This window comes from Pseudomonas fluorescens (assembly GCF_030344995.1).
Taxonomy (GTDB): domain Bacteria; phylum Pseudomonadota; class Gammaproteobacteria; order Pseudomonadales; family Pseudomonadaceae; genus Aquipseudomonas; species Aquipseudomonas fluorescens_BF.
In genome coordinates this window covers 3161899-3178214 of record NZ_CP128260.1, presented here as the reverse complement: position 1 = coordinate 3178214, position 16316 = coordinate 3161899, and the positions used below count along the sequence as shown (strand labels likewise).

Annotated in this window: 12 protein-coding genes; 9 read left to right on the top strand and 3 right to left on the bottom strand. The window is 60.6% G+C overall.

From position 1 onward, the window contains the following. Nucleotides 1–105: 105 nt before the first annotated feature. Nucleotides 106–924, top strand: a complete 819-nt coding sequence (locus QR290_RS14280; RefSeq protein WP_205350882.1) for an alpha/beta fold hydrolase — start codon at nucleotides 106–108, stop codon at nucleotides 922–924. A gap of 110 nt (nucleotides 925–1034) precedes the next feature. Here QR290_RS14280 and QR290_RS14275 read toward each other — a convergent pair whose 3' ends face one another. Beyond that, on the bottom strand, nucleotides 1035–2009 hold the full coding sequence (locus QR290_RS14275; RefSeq protein WP_289202855.1) for a LysR family transcriptional regulator: 975 nt from the start codon (nucleotides 2007–2009) through the stop codon (nucleotides 1035–1037). 416 nt (nucleotides 2010–2425) lie between these two features. Here QR290_RS14275 and QR290_RS14270 point away from each other — a divergent pair, with 416 nt between their 5' ends. From QR290_RS14270 to QR290_RS14250, 5 genes are all read left to right on the top strand, one after another. Continuing rightward, the gene (locus QR290_RS14270; RefSeq protein WP_115077676.1) at nucleotides 2426–3073 is read left to right on the top strand and encodes a response regulator transcription factor; all 648 of its coding nucleotides are present in this window, start codon (nucleotides 2426–2428) and stop codon (nucleotides 3071–3073) included. A gap of 360 nt (nucleotides 3074–3433) precedes the next feature. Next, on the top strand, nucleotides 3434–4894 hold the full coding sequence (locus tag QR290_RS14265; RefSeq protein WP_289202854.1) for a PAS domain-containing sensor histidine kinase: 1461 nt from the start codon (nucleotides 3434–3436) through the stop codon (nucleotides 4892–4894). 116 nt (nucleotides 4895–5010) lie between these two features. Next, a complete protein-coding gene (locus tag QR290_RS14260; protein ID WP_353739123.1) occupies nucleotides 5011–5652 on the top strand; it encodes an AraC family transcriptional regulator in 642 nt (213 codons plus the stop codon). A gap of 15 nt (nucleotides 5653–5667) precedes the next feature. Beyond that, nucleotides 5668–6192, top strand: coding sequence for a hypothetical protein (locus tag QR290_RS14255; protein WP_289202853.1), 525 nt, complete (start codon nucleotides 5668–5670; stop codon nucleotides 6190–6192). A gap of 128 nt (nucleotides 6193–6320) precedes the next feature. Beyond that, nucleotides 6321–6695: a response regulator gene (locus tag QR290_RS14250; RefSeq protein WP_115077672.1), complete on the top strand. Its 375-nt coding sequence runs from the start codon at nucleotides 6321–6323 to the stop codon at nucleotides 6693–6695. A 143-nt stretch (nucleotides 6696–6838) separates the two neighbouring features. Here the strand turns inward: QR290_RS14250 and QR290_RS14245 are convergent, their stop codons facing one another. After that, a complete protein-coding gene (locus QR290_RS14245; protein ID WP_289202852.1) occupies nucleotides 6839–7789 on the bottom strand; it encodes an MBL fold metallo-hydrolase in 951 nt (316 codons plus the stop codon). 266 nt (nucleotides 7790–8055) lie between these two features. Here QR290_RS14245 and QR290_RS14240 point away from each other — a divergent pair, with 266 nt between their 5' ends. The 3 genes from QR290_RS14240 (at nucleotide 8056) to QR290_RS14230 (ending at nucleotide 11024) form a co-directional block, all read left to right on the top strand. Continuing rightward, entirely contained in the window at nucleotides 8056–9075 is a 1020-nt protein-coding gene (locus tag QR290_RS14240) for a GlxA family transcriptional regulator (RefSeq protein WP_115077670.1), read from the top strand. Between the two features lie 100 nt (nucleotides 9076–9175). Continuing rightward, entirely contained in the window at nucleotides 9176–9598 is a 423-nt protein-coding gene (locus QR290_RS14235; protein WP_289205262.1) for a response regulator transcription factor, read from the top strand. Nucleotides 9599–9821: 223 nt separating this feature from the next. Next, nucleotides 9822–11024 carry an NAD(P)/FAD-dependent oxidoreductase gene (locus QR290_RS14230; protein ID WP_289205261.1) on the top strand — a complete coding sequence of 401 codons (1203 nt, stop codon included), beginning with the start codon at nucleotides 9822–9824 and terminating at the stop codon, nucleotides 11022–11024. 82 nt (nucleotides 11025–11106) lie between these two features. Here the strand turns inward: QR290_RS14230 and QR290_RS14225 are convergent, their stop codons facing one another. Continuing rightward, the gene (locus QR290_RS14225) at nucleotides 11107–16233 is read right to left on the bottom strand and encodes a trifunctional serine/threonine-protein kinase/ATP-binding protein/sensor histidine kinase (RefSeq protein ID WP_289205295.1); all 5127 of its coding nucleotides are present in this window, start codon (nucleotides 16231–16233) and stop codon (nucleotides 11107–11109) included. Nucleotides 16234–16316 lie beyond the last annotated feature (83 nt).

Here is a 16316-nt window from a genome sequence, read left to right as displayed (position 1 = left end):
ATGGCCGCGACCCTGGCAGTGGCATTGCCGGCGCTGGCAACACAGCAGACACCAGCATCCGCGTCAGGGGGCAGCAAAAGCGCCGGCAACGGCAGTAGCTCGGGAATGCTCACCGTCAGGGATGGCACGCAGATTTTCTACAAGGACTGGGGCCAAGGGCAGCCGATTGTTTTCCACCACGGCTGGCCCCTTTCCAGTGATGACTGGGATGCGCAAATGTTGTTTTTCCTCAGCAAGGGCTTCCGCGTCATTGCCCATGACCGACGTGGCCATGGTCGCTCTTCCCAGACTGCCAATGGCAACGAAATGGACACCTACGCCGCCGACGTTGCCGAGTTGATGGCGCACCTGAACATCCGCAACGCCGTGCACATCGGCCACTCCACCGGCGGCGGTGAAGTGGCACGCTACGTGGCGCGTCATGGACGCGGCCGAGTGGCCAAAGCCGTGCTGATCGGCGCCGTGCCGCCCATCATGCTGCGCACCGCAAAAAATCCCGGCGGCCTTGCGATGGACGTGTTTGACGGATTACGCAAAGCACTCGCGCAGAACCGCAGCCAGTTTTATCGAGACTTCCCGAGCGGCCCGTTTTACGGCTTCAATCGACCTGGCGCGAAAGTGTCTGAAGCGATCGTCGAAAACTGGTGGCGTCAGGGCATGAACGGCGGGATCAAGGCCCAGTACGACTGCATCAGTGCGTTCTCCGAAACCGACTTCACGGATGACCTGAAAAACATCGAGGTGCCGACCCTGGTATTGCACGGCGAAGATGACCAGATCGTGCCGATCGCAGACTCAGCTCATTTGTCCATCAAACTGCTCAGGCACGGCACGCTGAAAACCTACCCCGGCCTGCCCCATGGCATGTGCACCACGAACGGCGACATCATCAACGCGGACCTTCTGGCGTTCATCAATGCGTGATGTTCCGGGGCCGCGCCCTCACGTCAAGTCGCGTAAAACCCCGTAAAAAGAAAAGCTCCGATCAAGTCGGAGCTTTTTTATCGGGCGAATGACACAGCCATTGCAGTTATCTACCGGGCCATCATCAACGTTTGATCGACGGGCAACGCAGGGCGTAGCTTGGGCACTACTTGCAACTCGATCGGCGTGCCGAAAAACGCCTGGCAACGTGAACGCAGCCAACGTTGAGCGCAATCGTTGTGCGCAGCGGCGCGCCAGACCATGGAAAGCTCCCGCGACGGCAGGAACAGAGGAGCCGGTTCGGCCCTGATACCCTGCACTGAGGCCATGGCCCTCGCTACATAATCCGGCACGATGACCAGCATGTCGCTCTGCGCCAACAATCTTGGCAAGGCACTGAACTGCGGTACCGCCAGCACCACTTTGCGCCGCCGCCCCAGCAGGTTCAACGCGTGATCGGTGTCGTCTTTGGCCTTGCCCATGGATGACACGATGGCATGTGGTCGCTCGCAGAATTCATCGAGCGCCATGAGGCCCGGCCGAATGTCCGAGCGCAAAAGCATCGGCCGGATCAATCGCAGACTCTTGCGTCGCGCGTTGGCCGGCAGATCGAGCGTAGGGCTGATCCCCAGAGATATCTCGCCATTGAACAACCGCTGCGACATCTGCTGCTGATCGACGCGCAGCACCACCAAGGCAATGTTCGGCGCCTCGATACGAAGCTGGCGTAACAGCCGAGGAAGAAGCGCGTATTCGACATCGTCGGACAGGCCGACCTGAAAGGTCGCCTCGCTAGTGCCCGGGTCGAAGGGCTGGCAACGGCTCAACGCCGCGACCACACCATCCAGCGCCGGCGTCAGGTTGGCGAAAATTTCCTCGGCCCGTGCAGTGGGCTCCATCACCCTCCCCGCGCGAACGAACAACGGATCGTCGAAAAGCACCCGCAAACGCCCCAGTGCCGCACTGATGGTCGGTTGGCCGAGAAACAGTTTCTCGCCTACCCGGCTGACATTGCGCTCATGCATCAGCGTCTCGAAGACCACCAGCAGATGGATGTCGACACGACGGAGATCATTTCTGTTCATGAAGTTCACCACCCGGCACGCGGCCATTGAGATCGACGGAGAGCTGGTAAAGGTTAAGGCCGCGCCTGCCGGGCGTCTGTGGTACTTGGGGACAGTGAGATCATGCGTTAGGTGAGTGTTTTGATACTTGCGTATGAACCGTTTGAACCTGATAGCTGCATCGGGCTGCGAATGGGCCGATGCAATGGCCGTTTTTTCGGGTTTTTTGTCCTAGCTGACGGAGTGCTGCCCCACTACGATGCTGAACCGTTTATCTGCTCCCCGCCCAAACCTGCAGCGTGAGCGTGCCTTTGGTCGGGCATAAACCCGAACGCGCAAACACAGGCACCCTGGCCGAGGGATTGGCATATTCTTGATGGGTCCTCGCCGATACCACGACGAGACCCACAACGTCACAACCTCTTGGGAAAAAAGCAATGAACAACAATCCCATCAGCAATAACCCCAGCGAGCCGGTGGTATTCATCGTCGACGACGATGCAGCGCTGCGCGAATCCCTCGGCAGCCTGTTGCGTTCCATTGGCCTGCGAGTCGAACTGTTCGGTTCGGTCGCCGAGTTCATGAAGCATCAACGTCCCGATACCGTCAGTTGCCTGGTGCTCGACGTGCGCCTGCAAGGCAGCAGCGGGCTGGATTTCCAGAATGAACTGGCCGCTGCCGGCATCAACGTGCCGATCGTGTTCATCACCGGGCACGGCGATATCGCCATGACCGTGCGCGCCATGAAAGCCGGCGCGGTGGACTTCCTGACCAAACCGTTTCGCGAGCAAGACCTGATCGATGCAGTGTGTGCTGCGCACTCGCGGGACAAGCAGCGTCGCGAGTCCGGGCGACATGCCGATGAACTGCGCGCGCGCCATGGGACGCTCACTCCCCGTGAGCAGACGGTCATGGCACTGGCGGCATCAGGTTTGATGAACAAGCAGATCGCCGGGGAAATCGGCCTCAGTGAAATCACCGTGAAGATCCACCGGGGCCAGGCAATGCGCAAAATGGGCGCGCGCTCATTTGCCGATCTGGTGCGCATGGCGGAAGTCATCGCGGCGCAGCCTGTCAATCGGTGACCGAATGAACCGATACGGTACGGCTCAGGATTGCCGGGATGGCGCATGCTTGCGCCGTCAGGCAAAACATCGACAGACTCGGCACAACTAACACTTAGGTATATCCCTTTCATACATAGTCATACTTCGATTGACCCAATGCAGCGGTGCCAGAGAACAAGTCTTCGAATAACATCTTTATTCAAATCAATATTACTCAATACAACGATTGGTGAATGACAGACAGTCGCCAACAACCGTCATGCCTGAAAAACAACTTCAGACTTTTCAATCTCTTCATTAATACGCCTTTCATAGCGTTTGCCTGCTTCGTCGAAAGAACACGACCTGCCGTCCGATAGCAAAAATCTGGAAGAATAAATGTCTATCATCAAACGTCGCGCACAACTTCTTTGCTCAGACGCCTTCGCCTGGCTTGCCGCCATTGCGGTCGGCAGCATGATCTATATCACCAACGCTTACCTTGATCTGGACGTTGCGCCGACGTTGTTCTATATCACGCTGGTGTTCATGTCCGCGAACATCTTCCCGGTTCCGGTGTTCCTGGCCGTCGCGCTGGGTTGCCTCACGCTGCTGACCGCCGACTTCCTGGTCGACGAAGGTTATCGTGATCACCGGGGCATCGCCGGATTCGTCAGGTGTGTCATCGCGCTGACGACCATTTCCCTGTTGGCACTGCGCAGTAAACGCGCCACTGAAACGCTGCGCCGCAAGGAGGCGTTCTTTCTGAGCGCACAGAAGCTCAGTCACACTGGCAGTATCGGCTTCATCATCGACAAGAAAGTCAGCGTGTCCTTGTCCTGGTCGGAAGAATCCTCGCGCATTTTCGAGTATCCACCGACCGTCACACCGACACTCGCCATGGTCAAGTCACGTACCCATCCCGATGATCTGCCGGTAATCGATCAGATGCTGGACCAGTTTGCGCGCCGCCAGGAGCTGATCGAAGCAGAGCATCGGCTGGTCATGCCGGATGGCCGGATCAAACATGTGCAGATGATCGCCAGCACCTTGTCCAGGCATCGCGGGCGCACGGAATACGCCGGGGCGCTGATGGACGTCACCGCCAGCAAACAGTCCGAAGAGGCGCTGTTTCACTCGCAAGCCACCCTCGCCCACGTCACGCGCCTGACCTCCATGGGCGAACTGGCGGCCTCAATCGCCCACGAAATCAATCAGCCGCTGGCAGCGGTCATCACCAGCGGCGAATCCTGCAAACGCTGGATCAACCGGCCCGAGCCCAACCTTGAAGAAGCGCGCCGTTCACTGGACCGGATCATTCAAAACTCGGTCAGGGTCTCCGATGTCGTTGCCTGTATCCGGGCCTTGTCGCGCCACAGCGAGGTGCAGCGCAATGTCGAAGTGTTTGACGACATCGTCAGTGACTCGCTGACGCTGATGCAACACGACATCTGCTTTCACGAGGTTCGCCCGCACGCACAACTGGGCACTCGCGGCGCACTGATCAAAGGCGATCGGGTGCAGCTGCAACAAGTCATCATCAATCTGATCATCAACGCCTGTCAGGCCATGGCCAGCGTGCATGACCGGGCCCGGACACTGCGGATCAGCACCTCGATCCTGCACAACGAGGCTGTGCTTGAAATCGCCGATTCCGGCGTTGGCATTGCCGAAGACATCCTGCCTTCGCTGTTCGACCCGTTCTTCACGACCAAGCCGACCGGCCTGGGAATGGGCCTCTCGATTTGCCGGTCGATCATTGAATTTCACGGCGGGCGCATCTGGGTCAACAGCACCGAGGGCGTCGGCACGCAGTTCGTATTTGCAATTCCGTTGGCGGCGCCCGAACACGATCAATGACCGTCATCCACCCCTGATGTCGCCGACCGGCGATATGGAGATCAGCATTGTCTACTCAAAGCACAAACCCCGGCGCTGAACCCGAAAATCCGGTACGAGAGCGAACCGTCGTTTTCGTGGCGTATCCGCAAATGGGCCTGCTGGATCTGACCGGTGCCCAGACCGTCTTTTGGGCGGCAACCTGCCGACTGGCGCAACTCGGTTTGCCCGGTTACGCCTTGCACACCGCAAGCCTGCATGGCGGGCCGGTGCGGACCGGCGAAGGCCTGGTGGTGCAAACCCGGCGGCTGGATGAGCTAAGCGACGAGCCGATCAATACGCTGATCGTTCCGGGCTCGGCGTCCATTCGCCAGGCCCTGCTCGATAACGCGCCGCTGGTGGACTGGCTACGCGTCACGTCAGCCACGGCCAGCCGTACAACGTCGGTGTGCAGCGGCGCTTTTTTCCTCGCTCAGGCCGGCTTGCTCGATGGCTTGCGCGTGGCAACACACTGGTTGATGGCTGACACGTTCGAGCGGTTGTTTCCCAAGGTCGAACTGGATCGCGAAGCGATTTTCGTCCGCCAGGCCTCGGTGTGGACCTCCGCCGGCGTCAGTGCGGGGATCGATCTGGCGCTGGCGCTGGTCGAGGCCGACAACGGTCGCGATGTGGCCATGCAGGTCGCCCGGCGCATGGTTGTTTACTACCGACGCCCGGATAACCAGGAACAGTGGAGTCCGCAGCTGCAATCACAACACTCAATCGCGCCCGAGCGCTAGCCGGAGACGGTGGTCATGAACGCACCGCACAAACTGTATCTTGTCAGTCACTCGCCCTGCGTCAGCCGCTATGGCACGCACACCTCGTTATCAACCGCTGAACGCGTGGAGATCATCGACGCATTGACGCAGACCCTGAGCGCTACGCTGAGCATTCTGGCGCGACTCAAACACAGCCAGCAGACATTGCGCACTGTCAGCTTTCTACCGGTGCAGACACTGTTGCGCAGATTGCTGAACGCCAATACCCGATACGCCGACTTTCTCGTCACCGGCATCACAGATCTGGGCGGCCATGCCCAGCGTGACGCGCTCTACCGTCTCAATGACGCTGCAGAACCATTGTGTTTCGCCGACTGCCTGGAAGGCATCGAACGCGCCCTCCGAACGCTACGGGCCGCAGACGCCCTGTTCCGCGACTGTCGCGCCAGTGTAATTGCCAACAATGACTACGCCAGCCAACAACTTTTTGAAGCCTGCATTCGGCGTAACGGTTACTTTCTTTCATTAATCAACAACCACTTGTTTCCTGAACGTTGATTAACTGTCGCAACTAACAAAAAATCCAACCAAACATACCCACGTATACTATTCCACAATTTTTGAAAGCGTATCTTGCAAGTAAGGCGGGCGCTACAGCCACCCGCAAAAGACGCAAGGTTTCCCCCATGTTCAACTCAGCTATTATTTCAGTTGTCGATGATGACGAACTTGTTCTGGTTTCACTGGACAGCTTGTTGCGGTCTTGCGGTTATACAGTCAAGACGTTCGCCAGCGCTTTTGAATTTCTTGAATCGAGCGCGCCAGAGCAGACCGGGTGCCTGATCTCGGACATTCAGATGCCCGGCATGTGCGGGGTCGAAATGTACGAGGCGCTGGCGGCCAGGAAGATCCACATCCCGACGATCTTCATCACCGGCAAGCCGGGCCTGCCCCCTGAGTTCAGCACCCGTGTGAAGACGCCGGAAGGCTACTTCTCCAAACCGTTCCATACCGAGGCACTTCTGGCCTGCATCGAGCAGGCGCTGATGCGCCGACGTTGAGCGGCCCTCTCGAACAACTTGATACAGAGCCGCCTCAGCCCGAGCGCTAAACCTCAAAACAAAAAAGGCCCCGCAAGCTCATCACCTGCGGGGCCTGTTTTTCAGGTAGCCCGGCCAAATGCAGCCGGGCCGCCAACAGCCGATCAGTAATCCCAGAACGCTGCAATCCAGCGGAACGCGTCACCATCGACCGCCACTCGGCCCACCGAAGGGAACGGCAGATGGGTGGCGACAAACCACTCACCGCTCGCCGCCGCCTCTCGCATCAGACGCACGCGCACACGCACCGATTCTTCAGGGTCATGCTCGAAGCCGTTGTGCCATTCCGGATGTTCGAAGGCCACCGGAAACAAGGCATCACCGGCAAACGTCAGGCGTTCACCGCCGGAGTTGACGTAGACAATGCTGTGCCCCGGCGTATGCCCACCGGTCAGCTTCACCACCACGCCCGGCGCCACCTCGTACTCATCCTCAAAAGTGCGCACCTGGTGGCGGTAATCGTTGATGAATTGATTGGCCGTCGCACGCAAAACGTCGGGCACGGGCGCCGGCATGACGGTCTGGGTGAAGTCCGGCGTTTCCCAGAAGTCGACCTCTTTCGCCGAAACGTGGATACGCACATCAGGACGCAGACGACTCTTCACTTCGTCGACCAGCAGACCGCCGACATGATCCATGTGCATATGTGTGATCACGATGTCGGTCACGGCTGCCAGATCGATGCCGGCCGCCTCCAGCCGCTTCGGCAGCTGGCCGGCCCTGGGGAAACCGGGAAACTGCCCGCCCAGTCCCGCGTCGACCAGAATGATCTGCTCGCCGCTGCGCACCACCAGCACGTTGAGCGCCCAGTCGAACGCGTCCGGCCCCAGGAACATGTCCTTGAACCAGGCGGCGCGGGCCTGCGGGTCGGCATTGGTCGACATCGTCGAGGTCGGCAGCGGCAGCACGCCATCACTGATCACCACCACGTCGATGTCGCCGACCTGAAGTGCGTAGCGCGAAGGCACCAGTTCCTGCGCCTGGCCGAAACTGGAGGTGAATGGCAGGCTGGTGGCTGTGCCGGTTTGATGGGAATGGTTCAGATAGGTAGACATGGTCGCTTTCCTTTTGGCTGAGTCAGGATTTCCCGGAGGAATGCCGCAAGAGCGAAATAGCGCTCCTTGAAACCGAGTGTGCATCGCGACCTCGACGACCAACACCATACGCGGGTATAGGGGTTGAGCCGGATCGAGCGAGTACGGCCGGCGCTGAAGAGACTGTGCCCCATACCAATGTATATTCGCGCTCCTGCCCGTAAACGCGGACACTACGGCACACCGGATCGTCGAAAACTGGCGGTCACCAAGCCCTCAAAGCCGTCATGAACTCAATTTTTCACCACCCCGACCCACTCACCTGTTTGCTTGCGCAGCCGCGCACGCTGGTATTCCTGGCCTATCCGCAAATGGGCTTGCTGGACCTGACCGGCGCACAGACCGTGTTCTGGGCAGCCTCCAAAGCCAGGGCTGAACGGGGCCTGCCTGGCTACGCGATACACACCGCAAGCCTCGACGGCGGATTGATCGCTACCGCCGAAGGGCTGTCGGTCGACACCCTGCCCCTGCACTCTTTTGACGAGACGACGATCGATACCCTGATCGTGCCCGGTGCGCCGAACATTCGGCAGGCCATGCTCGACAACGTTGCGTTGGTGGACTGGCTGCGTGCGGCGTCGGTAAAGGCCGGACGCACCGCCTCGGTGTGCAGCGGCACTTTTCTGCTGGCCCAGGCCGGGCTGCTGGAAGGATTGCGTGCGACTACCCACTGGGGAATGTGCGACATGCTCAAGGGTGGTTTTCCGAGTGTCGATGTCGACCTTGATGCGATCTACATTCAGCAAGGCAAGGTCTGGACTTCCGCCGGGGTCACCACCGGGATCGACATGGCACTGGCGCTGGTCGAGGCCGATTGCGGCCGCGCAGTGGCATTGCAGGTGGCAAGGGAGCTGGTGGTTTTTCTCAAGCGTCCCGGCGGTCAGGCGCAGTTCAGCCAGTTGCTGCAAGCGCAGATCGACGACAGAGGCTGCTTCGACGAGTTACACCTGTGGATCAGCGAAAACCTCGGCGACACGCGCCTGAACGTCGAGTCGCTGGCCCGGCAGGCGCAGATGAGCCCGCGCAATTTCGCCCGTGTCTACAAACGCAAGATCGGTCGCACACCGGCGAAGGCGCTCGAGCTGTTTCGCCTGGAAGCCGCGCGACGGATGCTCGAAGACTCCCAGCGCAACATCGACCAGATCGCTCTGCTGTGCGGATTCGGCGACGAAGAGCGGATGCGCGATACCTTCTACCGCCATCTCTCGGTCTCGCCCCGGGAATACCGCAGCCGGTTCTCGCGCTGACGCCACACGCTGCGATGGCACCTGGCTCGCAGACGTTCAAATACTGTCGCTATACACACGTATAAGTCCGCCGCCGGATCGAGCGGCGTATGGTGCGGGAATGGCGGGCGTCCTTGATGGGCTGCCCGAGATCAGCCCTGGTAAAGCAATGTCCCACACCGCTGTTGTTTCGGTTGTCGATGATGATGAATCCGTGCGCATGGCGCTGGACAGCCTGTTGCGCTCACACGGCTACATCGTGCAGCTGTACCCGAACGCGGAGGCATTTCTGGCCATAACTGCGCCGCCCCGCCCCGGCTGCATCATCTCGGACATCCAGATGCCCGGCCTGTCCGGCATCCAGATGTACGACGCGCTGTGCGCCAGAGGCCTGCGCATCCCGATCATTTTCATCACTGGCTATCAAGGACCACCGCCCCGGGTCGACGCAGCATTTCCCGAGCCGCTTGCCTACTTCCCCAAACCTTTTCCTTGCGGCGAACTCATCACCTGCATCGAAAGCGCGTTCAATCGCACCGTTTGAATGCCCTCTTCCTATACCTGTGTATACCCCACCCCACACCTAAGCATGTCGGCACTGACCCTATGTAGAAGTGTGCCGCCGCACCTTCCCCGATAGCATTTTCTCCAGCGAATCGAACCGGTTCTGCGGTTGCTCACAACAACCAGCTTCGTGCAGACCGGGAGACGGTCACGCGTGAACAGACAAGCCGTTCAACGACCAGAATTTCCTCAGGAGTCATCCGATGAAACAGCACATTTTAGTGATAGGCGCAGGGTTTGGTGGAGTCTGGAGCGCCTTGAGCGCCGCACGTCTGCTGGACCAGCATGATCGTAACGACGTGCAAATCACCGTCCTCGCGCCCCAGGCAGAACTGCGCATCCGCCCGCGCTTCTACGAGCCGGATGTCCACAACATGAAGGCGCCGCTGGGTGAACTGTTCGATGCGGTCGGCGTGAAATTCGTCAAAGGCATCGCAGACAATATCGACACCGAAGGCAAGCGAGTGACCTACAGCGATGACTTCGGCGCGCAAGGCACGCTGAGCTATGACCGGCTGGTGTTGGCCGCCGGCAGTCGCGTGATCCGTCCACCGCTCAAGGGCATGATCGAGCACGCCTTCGACGTCGATCAGATCGAAGAAGCCGCTCGCCTCGAAGCCCATATCAAGTCCTTGAAGAACCTGCCGTCGAGCGCTGCGCGAAATACCGTGGTGGTCGCCGGTGGTGGTTTTACCGGGATCGAAACCGCCACCGAAATGCCAGCCCGCCTGCGTGCCGCCCTGGGTGACGATGCGCAGATCAGAGTCATCGTGGTGGATCGTGCGCCGCAAATCGCTGCGACGATGGGTGACGGCATTCGTCCCTCCATTGTCGAAGCGTCCCGAGAGCTGGGGATTGAATGGGTAGTCGACGCCTCGGTCGCCTCGGTCGATGCCGGCGGCGTGACCCTGGCCGACGGCCAACGTATCGAGTCCAATACCGTCGTCTGGACCGTTGGTTTCCGCGCCAGCCCACTCACCGAACAGGTGCCGGGCAGCCGTGATCCGCAGGGTCGTCTGCATGTCGACGGCAACCTGAAAGTGCTGGGGCACGTGGATGTCTTCGCTGCCGGCGACGTTGCTTATGCCGCCACGGATGACCTCGGAAACTACGCCGCGATGTCCTGCCAACATGCAATTTGCCTGGGCCGTTATGCCGGCAACAACGTGGCGGCTGACCTGATCGGTGTCGCACCGATGACCTACAGCCAGCCCAAGTACGTGACCTGCCTTGACCTCGGCGCCTGGGGCGCGGTGTTCACCGAGGGCTGGGACCGTCAATTGAAACTGGTCGGGCAAGAAGCCAAAGACCTCAAAACCCAGATCAACACCGTGTGGATCTACCCGCCGGCCGCCGATCGTGCAACTGCACTGGCTGCTGCCGACCCATTGATTCCGGTGGCCTGATCCCGCGACGCTTCACCACTCCTTGTTACTGCGCACTCCCAGGCGCCCGCCACGTTTTTTTGGCGGGCGCCTTTTTTTGTGATTACGGAAGCAGAACGGCATCGGCCGGCAAGACAAACTGGACGACCGCACCGCACGGCTGATTGGCCTCGATCCACAATTGACCGCCATGGGTCTCGATGATCGAACGGCAGATCGACAGCCCCATGCCCAGCCCCGTGGGTTTGGTGGTGTAGAACGGCGTGAACAACTGCCCGATCGAATGCGCGCCGAACCCCGGCCCCGAATCGCTGACGCACACCCACACCTGCCCCGCTTCATTGGTCTGCGTGCAGATGCGCAGTTCTCCTTTGACGACACCTGCGCCACTCATGGCTTCCAGTGCGTTCATCACGAGGTTGAGCACCACTTGCTGCAGCTCGACCCGGTCGCCATCGACCCGTGGCAAACCGACCGCCATCTGCGCCTCGACCGAAACCCCACCCTTTTGCGCCTGGCTCTGGGTGATCTCGATGACTTCGCCAATCACCTCGTTGAGGTTGACCGGCTCCTTCGGCTGAGGGGCCTTGCGAATCAGCCCGCGAATACGGTCCAGCACTTCACTGCCCCGATGGGCATCCTTGACGATGCGTTCCAGGCAAAGACGAATCTCTTCAAGATTCGGTGGCGAAGCACCCGACCAGCGCAAGGCGGCCTGGGCGCTGGCCAGGGTCGAGGCCAGCGGCTGGCTGACCTCGTGAGCAATCGAGGCCGCGAGTTGCCCCATTGTCGCGACACGGCAGGCATGGGCCAGCTCCGCCTGTATCTCGCGATAACGCTGCTCGCTCTCGCGGCTTTTGATCTCGCGCTCGGCGACATCGCGGTACAGACGCGCATTCACCAGCGAGATCGCCGCCTGTGATGCAACCAGCCTGAGCGCAGCAATTCGTGAGGGGCTGAATACGCGCGAACTCAGGTTGTTTTCCAGGTACAGCGCGCCGATCAGTTTCGCCTGATTGAGCAACGGCAGGCACAGTACCGAGCGCGCTCGATGCTGACGAACATACGGATCAGCCGCGAACACTGGTTCGGTCAAGGCGTCATCCAGTACCAGATTTTCCTGGGTGCGCAGTACGTGGTTCAGGACCGACTCCGGCAATAGCTTCGCAGCCACCGGCGCATCGCGCAGATCCAGCTGCGTGGTGTCATCGCGGGTGGTTGCCTCGGCGACGATCCGCTGCTCGCCCTGCTCCGTCAGGATCAGTACGCCACGCTGCGCACCGGCCTGTTCAATCGCAGTGCGCATGATCATGTCGATCAGCTTTTCGAGGACGATTTCACTGGAGGCCGCTTGCGACACCTTCAACACGGTAACCAGATCCAGATGCTCGACCGGTGTGGCGATAGTACTGGTGGGACCGGGCAGCGGTTTTTCGACCCGCAGAAACGGGTGCTCGGCCTCCAGCTGTCGAACCTTTCCCTCAGCGCCCCAGCGCTGGTAGCCATAGCGGGCATCTTGCAGATAGACCCGGGCAATCTTGTACAGCCCACGGTTTTCATAGAAACGCGCGGCGAGCTCGTTGGCCAGAGCTTCGATCTGCAGGAAGCCGCTGCGCTGAGCCAGTTCGATTGCCTGCTCGTAGCCATGCTCGGCCTCCACCAGTCGTCCTTCAAGTCGGGCAATTTCTCCCGCCAGCAACGCGGCGTGGCTGGCGAAATTGTCCGGGCAGAGTTCGGCCCAGACCTGCAATTGCCGATGGTGCGCAGTAATGACGTCGAGTTGTCCTTGCCGTTCACCGGCAGGCCTGGCGCGGCACAGGGCAGCGAGGGTCAAGGCCTGGTAGAAGCAATATTCGGCCTCCTCAAGGAACGAGTGCGATGATCGAAGCAATTGTCGAGCGGCCACACCGGCCTCTGCCGCTGCCTCGTACTGGCCGGCGAAATAGCAGGCCTGCAAGGTACGAATCCAGTGCCAGCATATGGCAACCAGCGAGGTCTGGTGATCCTCGGGGTGGCGCTCGGAAAACGCTCCCGGGCCGATACTGCCGAAAGTTGGCGTCTGGCCCCGGAGCATCCGGATAAACGCCAACTGCGTTTCGATGAAATCGATGACCACGCCGAAGCCGATTTTTCGGGCGTACGCCAGCCCGCGCTCGGCCTCCTCCTGCAACCCGGCCAAAGGCTCGCCAGTGGCTAACAGGTTGGACACCCGGCTGTTGCCGGTGAACGCGGCAATCGGCAGATCACCGGTGCGGTTTGCCACTTCGAATATCCGGGTCAAAGGCTCAAGGCACGTGCGTATCGGTTGAGCCCAGCGCTTGGCAAACAGCCAGAACGCCAGTTGCGTGCGGGCCTTGTAGCGTTCCAGATCGCGTTGGTCGACCAGTCGACAGCCCAGCTCGGCGAATGCCAGACCGGCCCGATAGTCCGCGAACCGCCGCCCGACGATCCGCGACACGTTGGCAAAGGCGACGCACGAGGCATCGCTGTTGCCGTATTCGATGCTCAGATTGATCGCCCGACACATGGCCAGGCCCGGAAGATTGCCGTCCATGTGGACCGCCGCAACGATCAGTTTGGTCAGTACTTCAAGCGTGGCAAACGCGGTTTCATCAACCATGGGCGGCAGGTCGATCAATGCTTCGATGGGACGCTCACCGAGCCGTTGCCCGATCTGCCGGTATTCGTCACGCACCTCGTCGTCATCGGGATGAGGTGACCACTCGATCCCCAGATGACGCAGGAAAGCCAGACAGACTGTCACCGCGTTGTCGCTCTGATTCAGAACCAGGTAGAGATCCGCTTGCAGGCAGGCGACCCGGGTGCGTTCGATCAGCGTCTGCATACGGCGTGACAATTGCCGCAGTCGGGCTTCGGCGCTCCCCAGCTGCTGGGTGAGAAATTCGCACAAGGCCCGACCGGACTCCAGCGCAAACATCAACTCACGCTGATGCTCCCAGCCGCCCTCGCCCAGCAGCGCTGCGCCCTGGGCGAAGTACGTCAGCGCCGAAGCATAGGCCGTCGATGCCCTGGCCCGTTCACCCGCCAGCAGGTTCAACTGCGCGAGGTGTTCGCGCTCCTGTTGTCGGTCCATCAGCGCGGCACCTCGATTGAGCTGGCCGACCATCTCGAAAATCTTTTCTGCATGCTTGTCTGCCGGCGTCTTCTCCACCAGCAAACGCCCGATCCGCAGGTGATGCTGCGCACGGCAAGCCTCATCAATCAGCAGATACGCCGCTTCCTGGACCCGATCGTGAACGAACCCATAGGCGCTGTCCTGACGCGTGATCAACTCGTGACGAACCGCCGGCCACAACACCCCGTGAACCTGCGCGACAGGCAAGTCCAGAACGGTAGACAGGGAGGCGACATCGGCGTCGTTGCCCAGGCACGCCAGCTGCTGCAACGCCTGCTGCGTTTCAGCGGGCAACCGTGCCAGCTTGTCGAGCATCAGGTCGACCACATTGTCGGTGTAGCCCCTGGTGTGGATACGTTGTGCGTCCCAGACCCATTGCCGGCGGTCATGGTCGAAGGTCAGCAGATCCTGTTCGACGAGGGTTTGCAGAAACTGAATGACGAAGAAGGGATTGCCCGCGGTCTTGTCCAGAATCAGCTGCGCGAGCGGCGCGATGTACGACTGCTCGGAACGCGACGACTCGGCGACCAATTGCGCGATATGCGATCCGGCCAGCGGCAACAAGGTGATCTCCTGCACCCGGCCGCCCGCTGCTTTGATGGCGCTCAACCGGGTGGTCAACGGGTGCGAAGCATCCACCTCGTTGCTGCGGTAGGCGCCGATCAGCATCAAGTGCTGCAAGTCGGATCGGGTCAGCAGTTCCTCCAGCCAATTGAGCGTCGCCACGTCCAGCCACTGCAAGTCGTCGAGAAACAGCACCAGTGGATGTTCGGCGCGGGCGAATACGCCGATAAACCGTCGCAATACCCGCAAGAACCGGCGTTGCGCCTGTGGCGGCTCCAGGTCTGCCACCGGCGACGTGTCGCCAATGATCAGTTTCAGTTCCGGGATCAGGTCCGTCACCAACCGCCCCTCGGCGCACAGCGCTTGCAGCAGCGCATTGCGCCAGCCGGCCATCTGCGAATCGCTCTGGCCCAGAAGCGTGCGCACCAGTCCCTGAAACGCCTGGGCCAGGGTTGAATAAGGTACGTCGCGTTTGTACTGGTCGAATTTGCCGCTGGCGAAGAATCCGCGCACCGGCACCAGGGTTTGATGCAGCTCGTGGACCACCGAGGATTTACCGATGCCCGAATAGCCGGAAACCAGCACCAGCTCCGGTCGGCGGCTTACGGCGATCCTTTCGAACGCGGCGATCAACGTCTGGACTTCAGTTTCTCGGCCGTAGAGTTTTTCGGGAATCAGCAAACGGTCGCATGTCCCCTGCTCGTCCAGCGCAAACTCATCCACGTGCTGCTGATGCCAGCCTGCCAGACAACGGCGCAGATCCTGCTCGACGCCAAGCGCAGACTGATAGCGCTCCTCGGCAGTCTTGGCCAACAACTTCATGACGATCCGCGACAGCATCTCGGGAACGGTCGCCACCCGCGCACTTGGCGGCATCGGCGTGCGGGCGATATGGCAATGCAGCCATTCCATCGGATCGGCAGCGCTGAACGGCAACGACCCGGTGAGCATTTGATAGAGCGTGACGCCGAACGCATAGAGGTCGCTGCGCGAATCCACCGAGCGGTTCATCCGGCCCGTCTGTTCCGGAGCCATATAGGCCAGGGTCCCGGACAACGTCTCGGGTGGTTCAGCGGCGTGGCGTTCGCGAGGCAGGCGCGATGCAAGGCCAAAACCGGTGAGTCGGGCGTGGCCGTCGGGGCAATTCACCAGAAGGTGAGCGGGCTTGATGTCTTTGTGAATCAGGCCGCGCCGATGCAACTTGCCCAGCGCCACCGCGACGCTGATGGCCAGCGGCAGAAACGTCGCAACGTCCAGGGGAGCCGTGAGCAAACGGGCCAGCGGCACACCACCTGGGTCTTCCGTCACCAGTTGCACGCGGCCATCGTCCTGCGACAGCTCCAGAGGGCATACCGCCCAGTCGCCCTCCAATTGGTCTCTCAGGGAAAATTCATGGGCAAGACGCTCGACGCTGGCGCCCGATGGTTGCTCCGCTGCGAGCGAGGCAATCAGGACATCAACCTCGCGGCTGCCAGAGGCACGTCTGCCCCGGTGGAGAATGCGTTCTCCGTCGTCCCACAGAATCTGCATGCCTTCATTCATCGCCGTCGCAGCCGTTGGTAATCGCTGGATCATGGGGCACCGTTACCTGTATGCCGTTCGGCACCCTTGCT

Coding starts and splice junctions, on each gene's coding strand:
- QR290_RS14240 (WP_115077670.1), top strand. CDS start 8,056: ATGAACTCAATTTTTCACCACCCCGACCCACTCACCTGTTTGCTTGCG.
- QR290_RS14245 (WP_289202852.1), bottom strand. CDS start 7,789: ATGTCTACCTATCTGAACCATTCCCATCAAACCGGCACAGCCACCAGC.
- QR290_RS14230 (WP_289205261.1), top strand. CDS start 9,822: ATGAAACAGCACATTTTAGTGATAGGCGCAGGGTTTGGTGGAGTCTGG.
- QR290_RS14255 (WP_289202853.1), top strand. CDS start 5,668: ATGAACGCACCGCACAAACTGTATCTTGTCAGTCACTCGCCCTGCGTC.
- QR290_RS14225 (WP_289205295.1), bottom strand. CDS start 16,233: ATGCAGATTCTGTGGGACGACGGAGAACGCATTCTCCACCGGGGCAGA.
- QR290_RS14250 (WP_115077672.1), top strand. CDS start 6,321: ATGTTCAACTCAGCTATTATTTCAGTTGTCGATGATGACGAACTTGTT.
- QR290_RS14280 (WP_205350882.1), top strand. CDS start 106: ATGCTCACCGTCAGGGATGGCACGCAGATTTTCTACAAGGACTGGGGC.
- QR290_RS14275 (WP_289202855.1), bottom strand. CDS start 2,009: ATGAACAGAAATGATCTCCGTCGTGTCGACATCCATCTGCTGGTGGTC.
- QR290_RS14265 (WP_289202854.1), top strand. CDS start 3,434: ATGTCTATCATCAAACGTCGCGCACAACTTCTTTGCTCAGACGCCTTC.
- QR290_RS14235 (WP_289205262.1), top strand. CDS start 9,176: ATGGCGGGCGTCCTTGATGGGCTGCCCGAGATCAGCCCTGGTAAAGCA.
- QR290_RS14270 (WP_115077676.1), top strand. CDS start 2,426: ATGAACAACAATCCCATCAGCAATAACCCCAGCGAGCCGGTGGTATTC.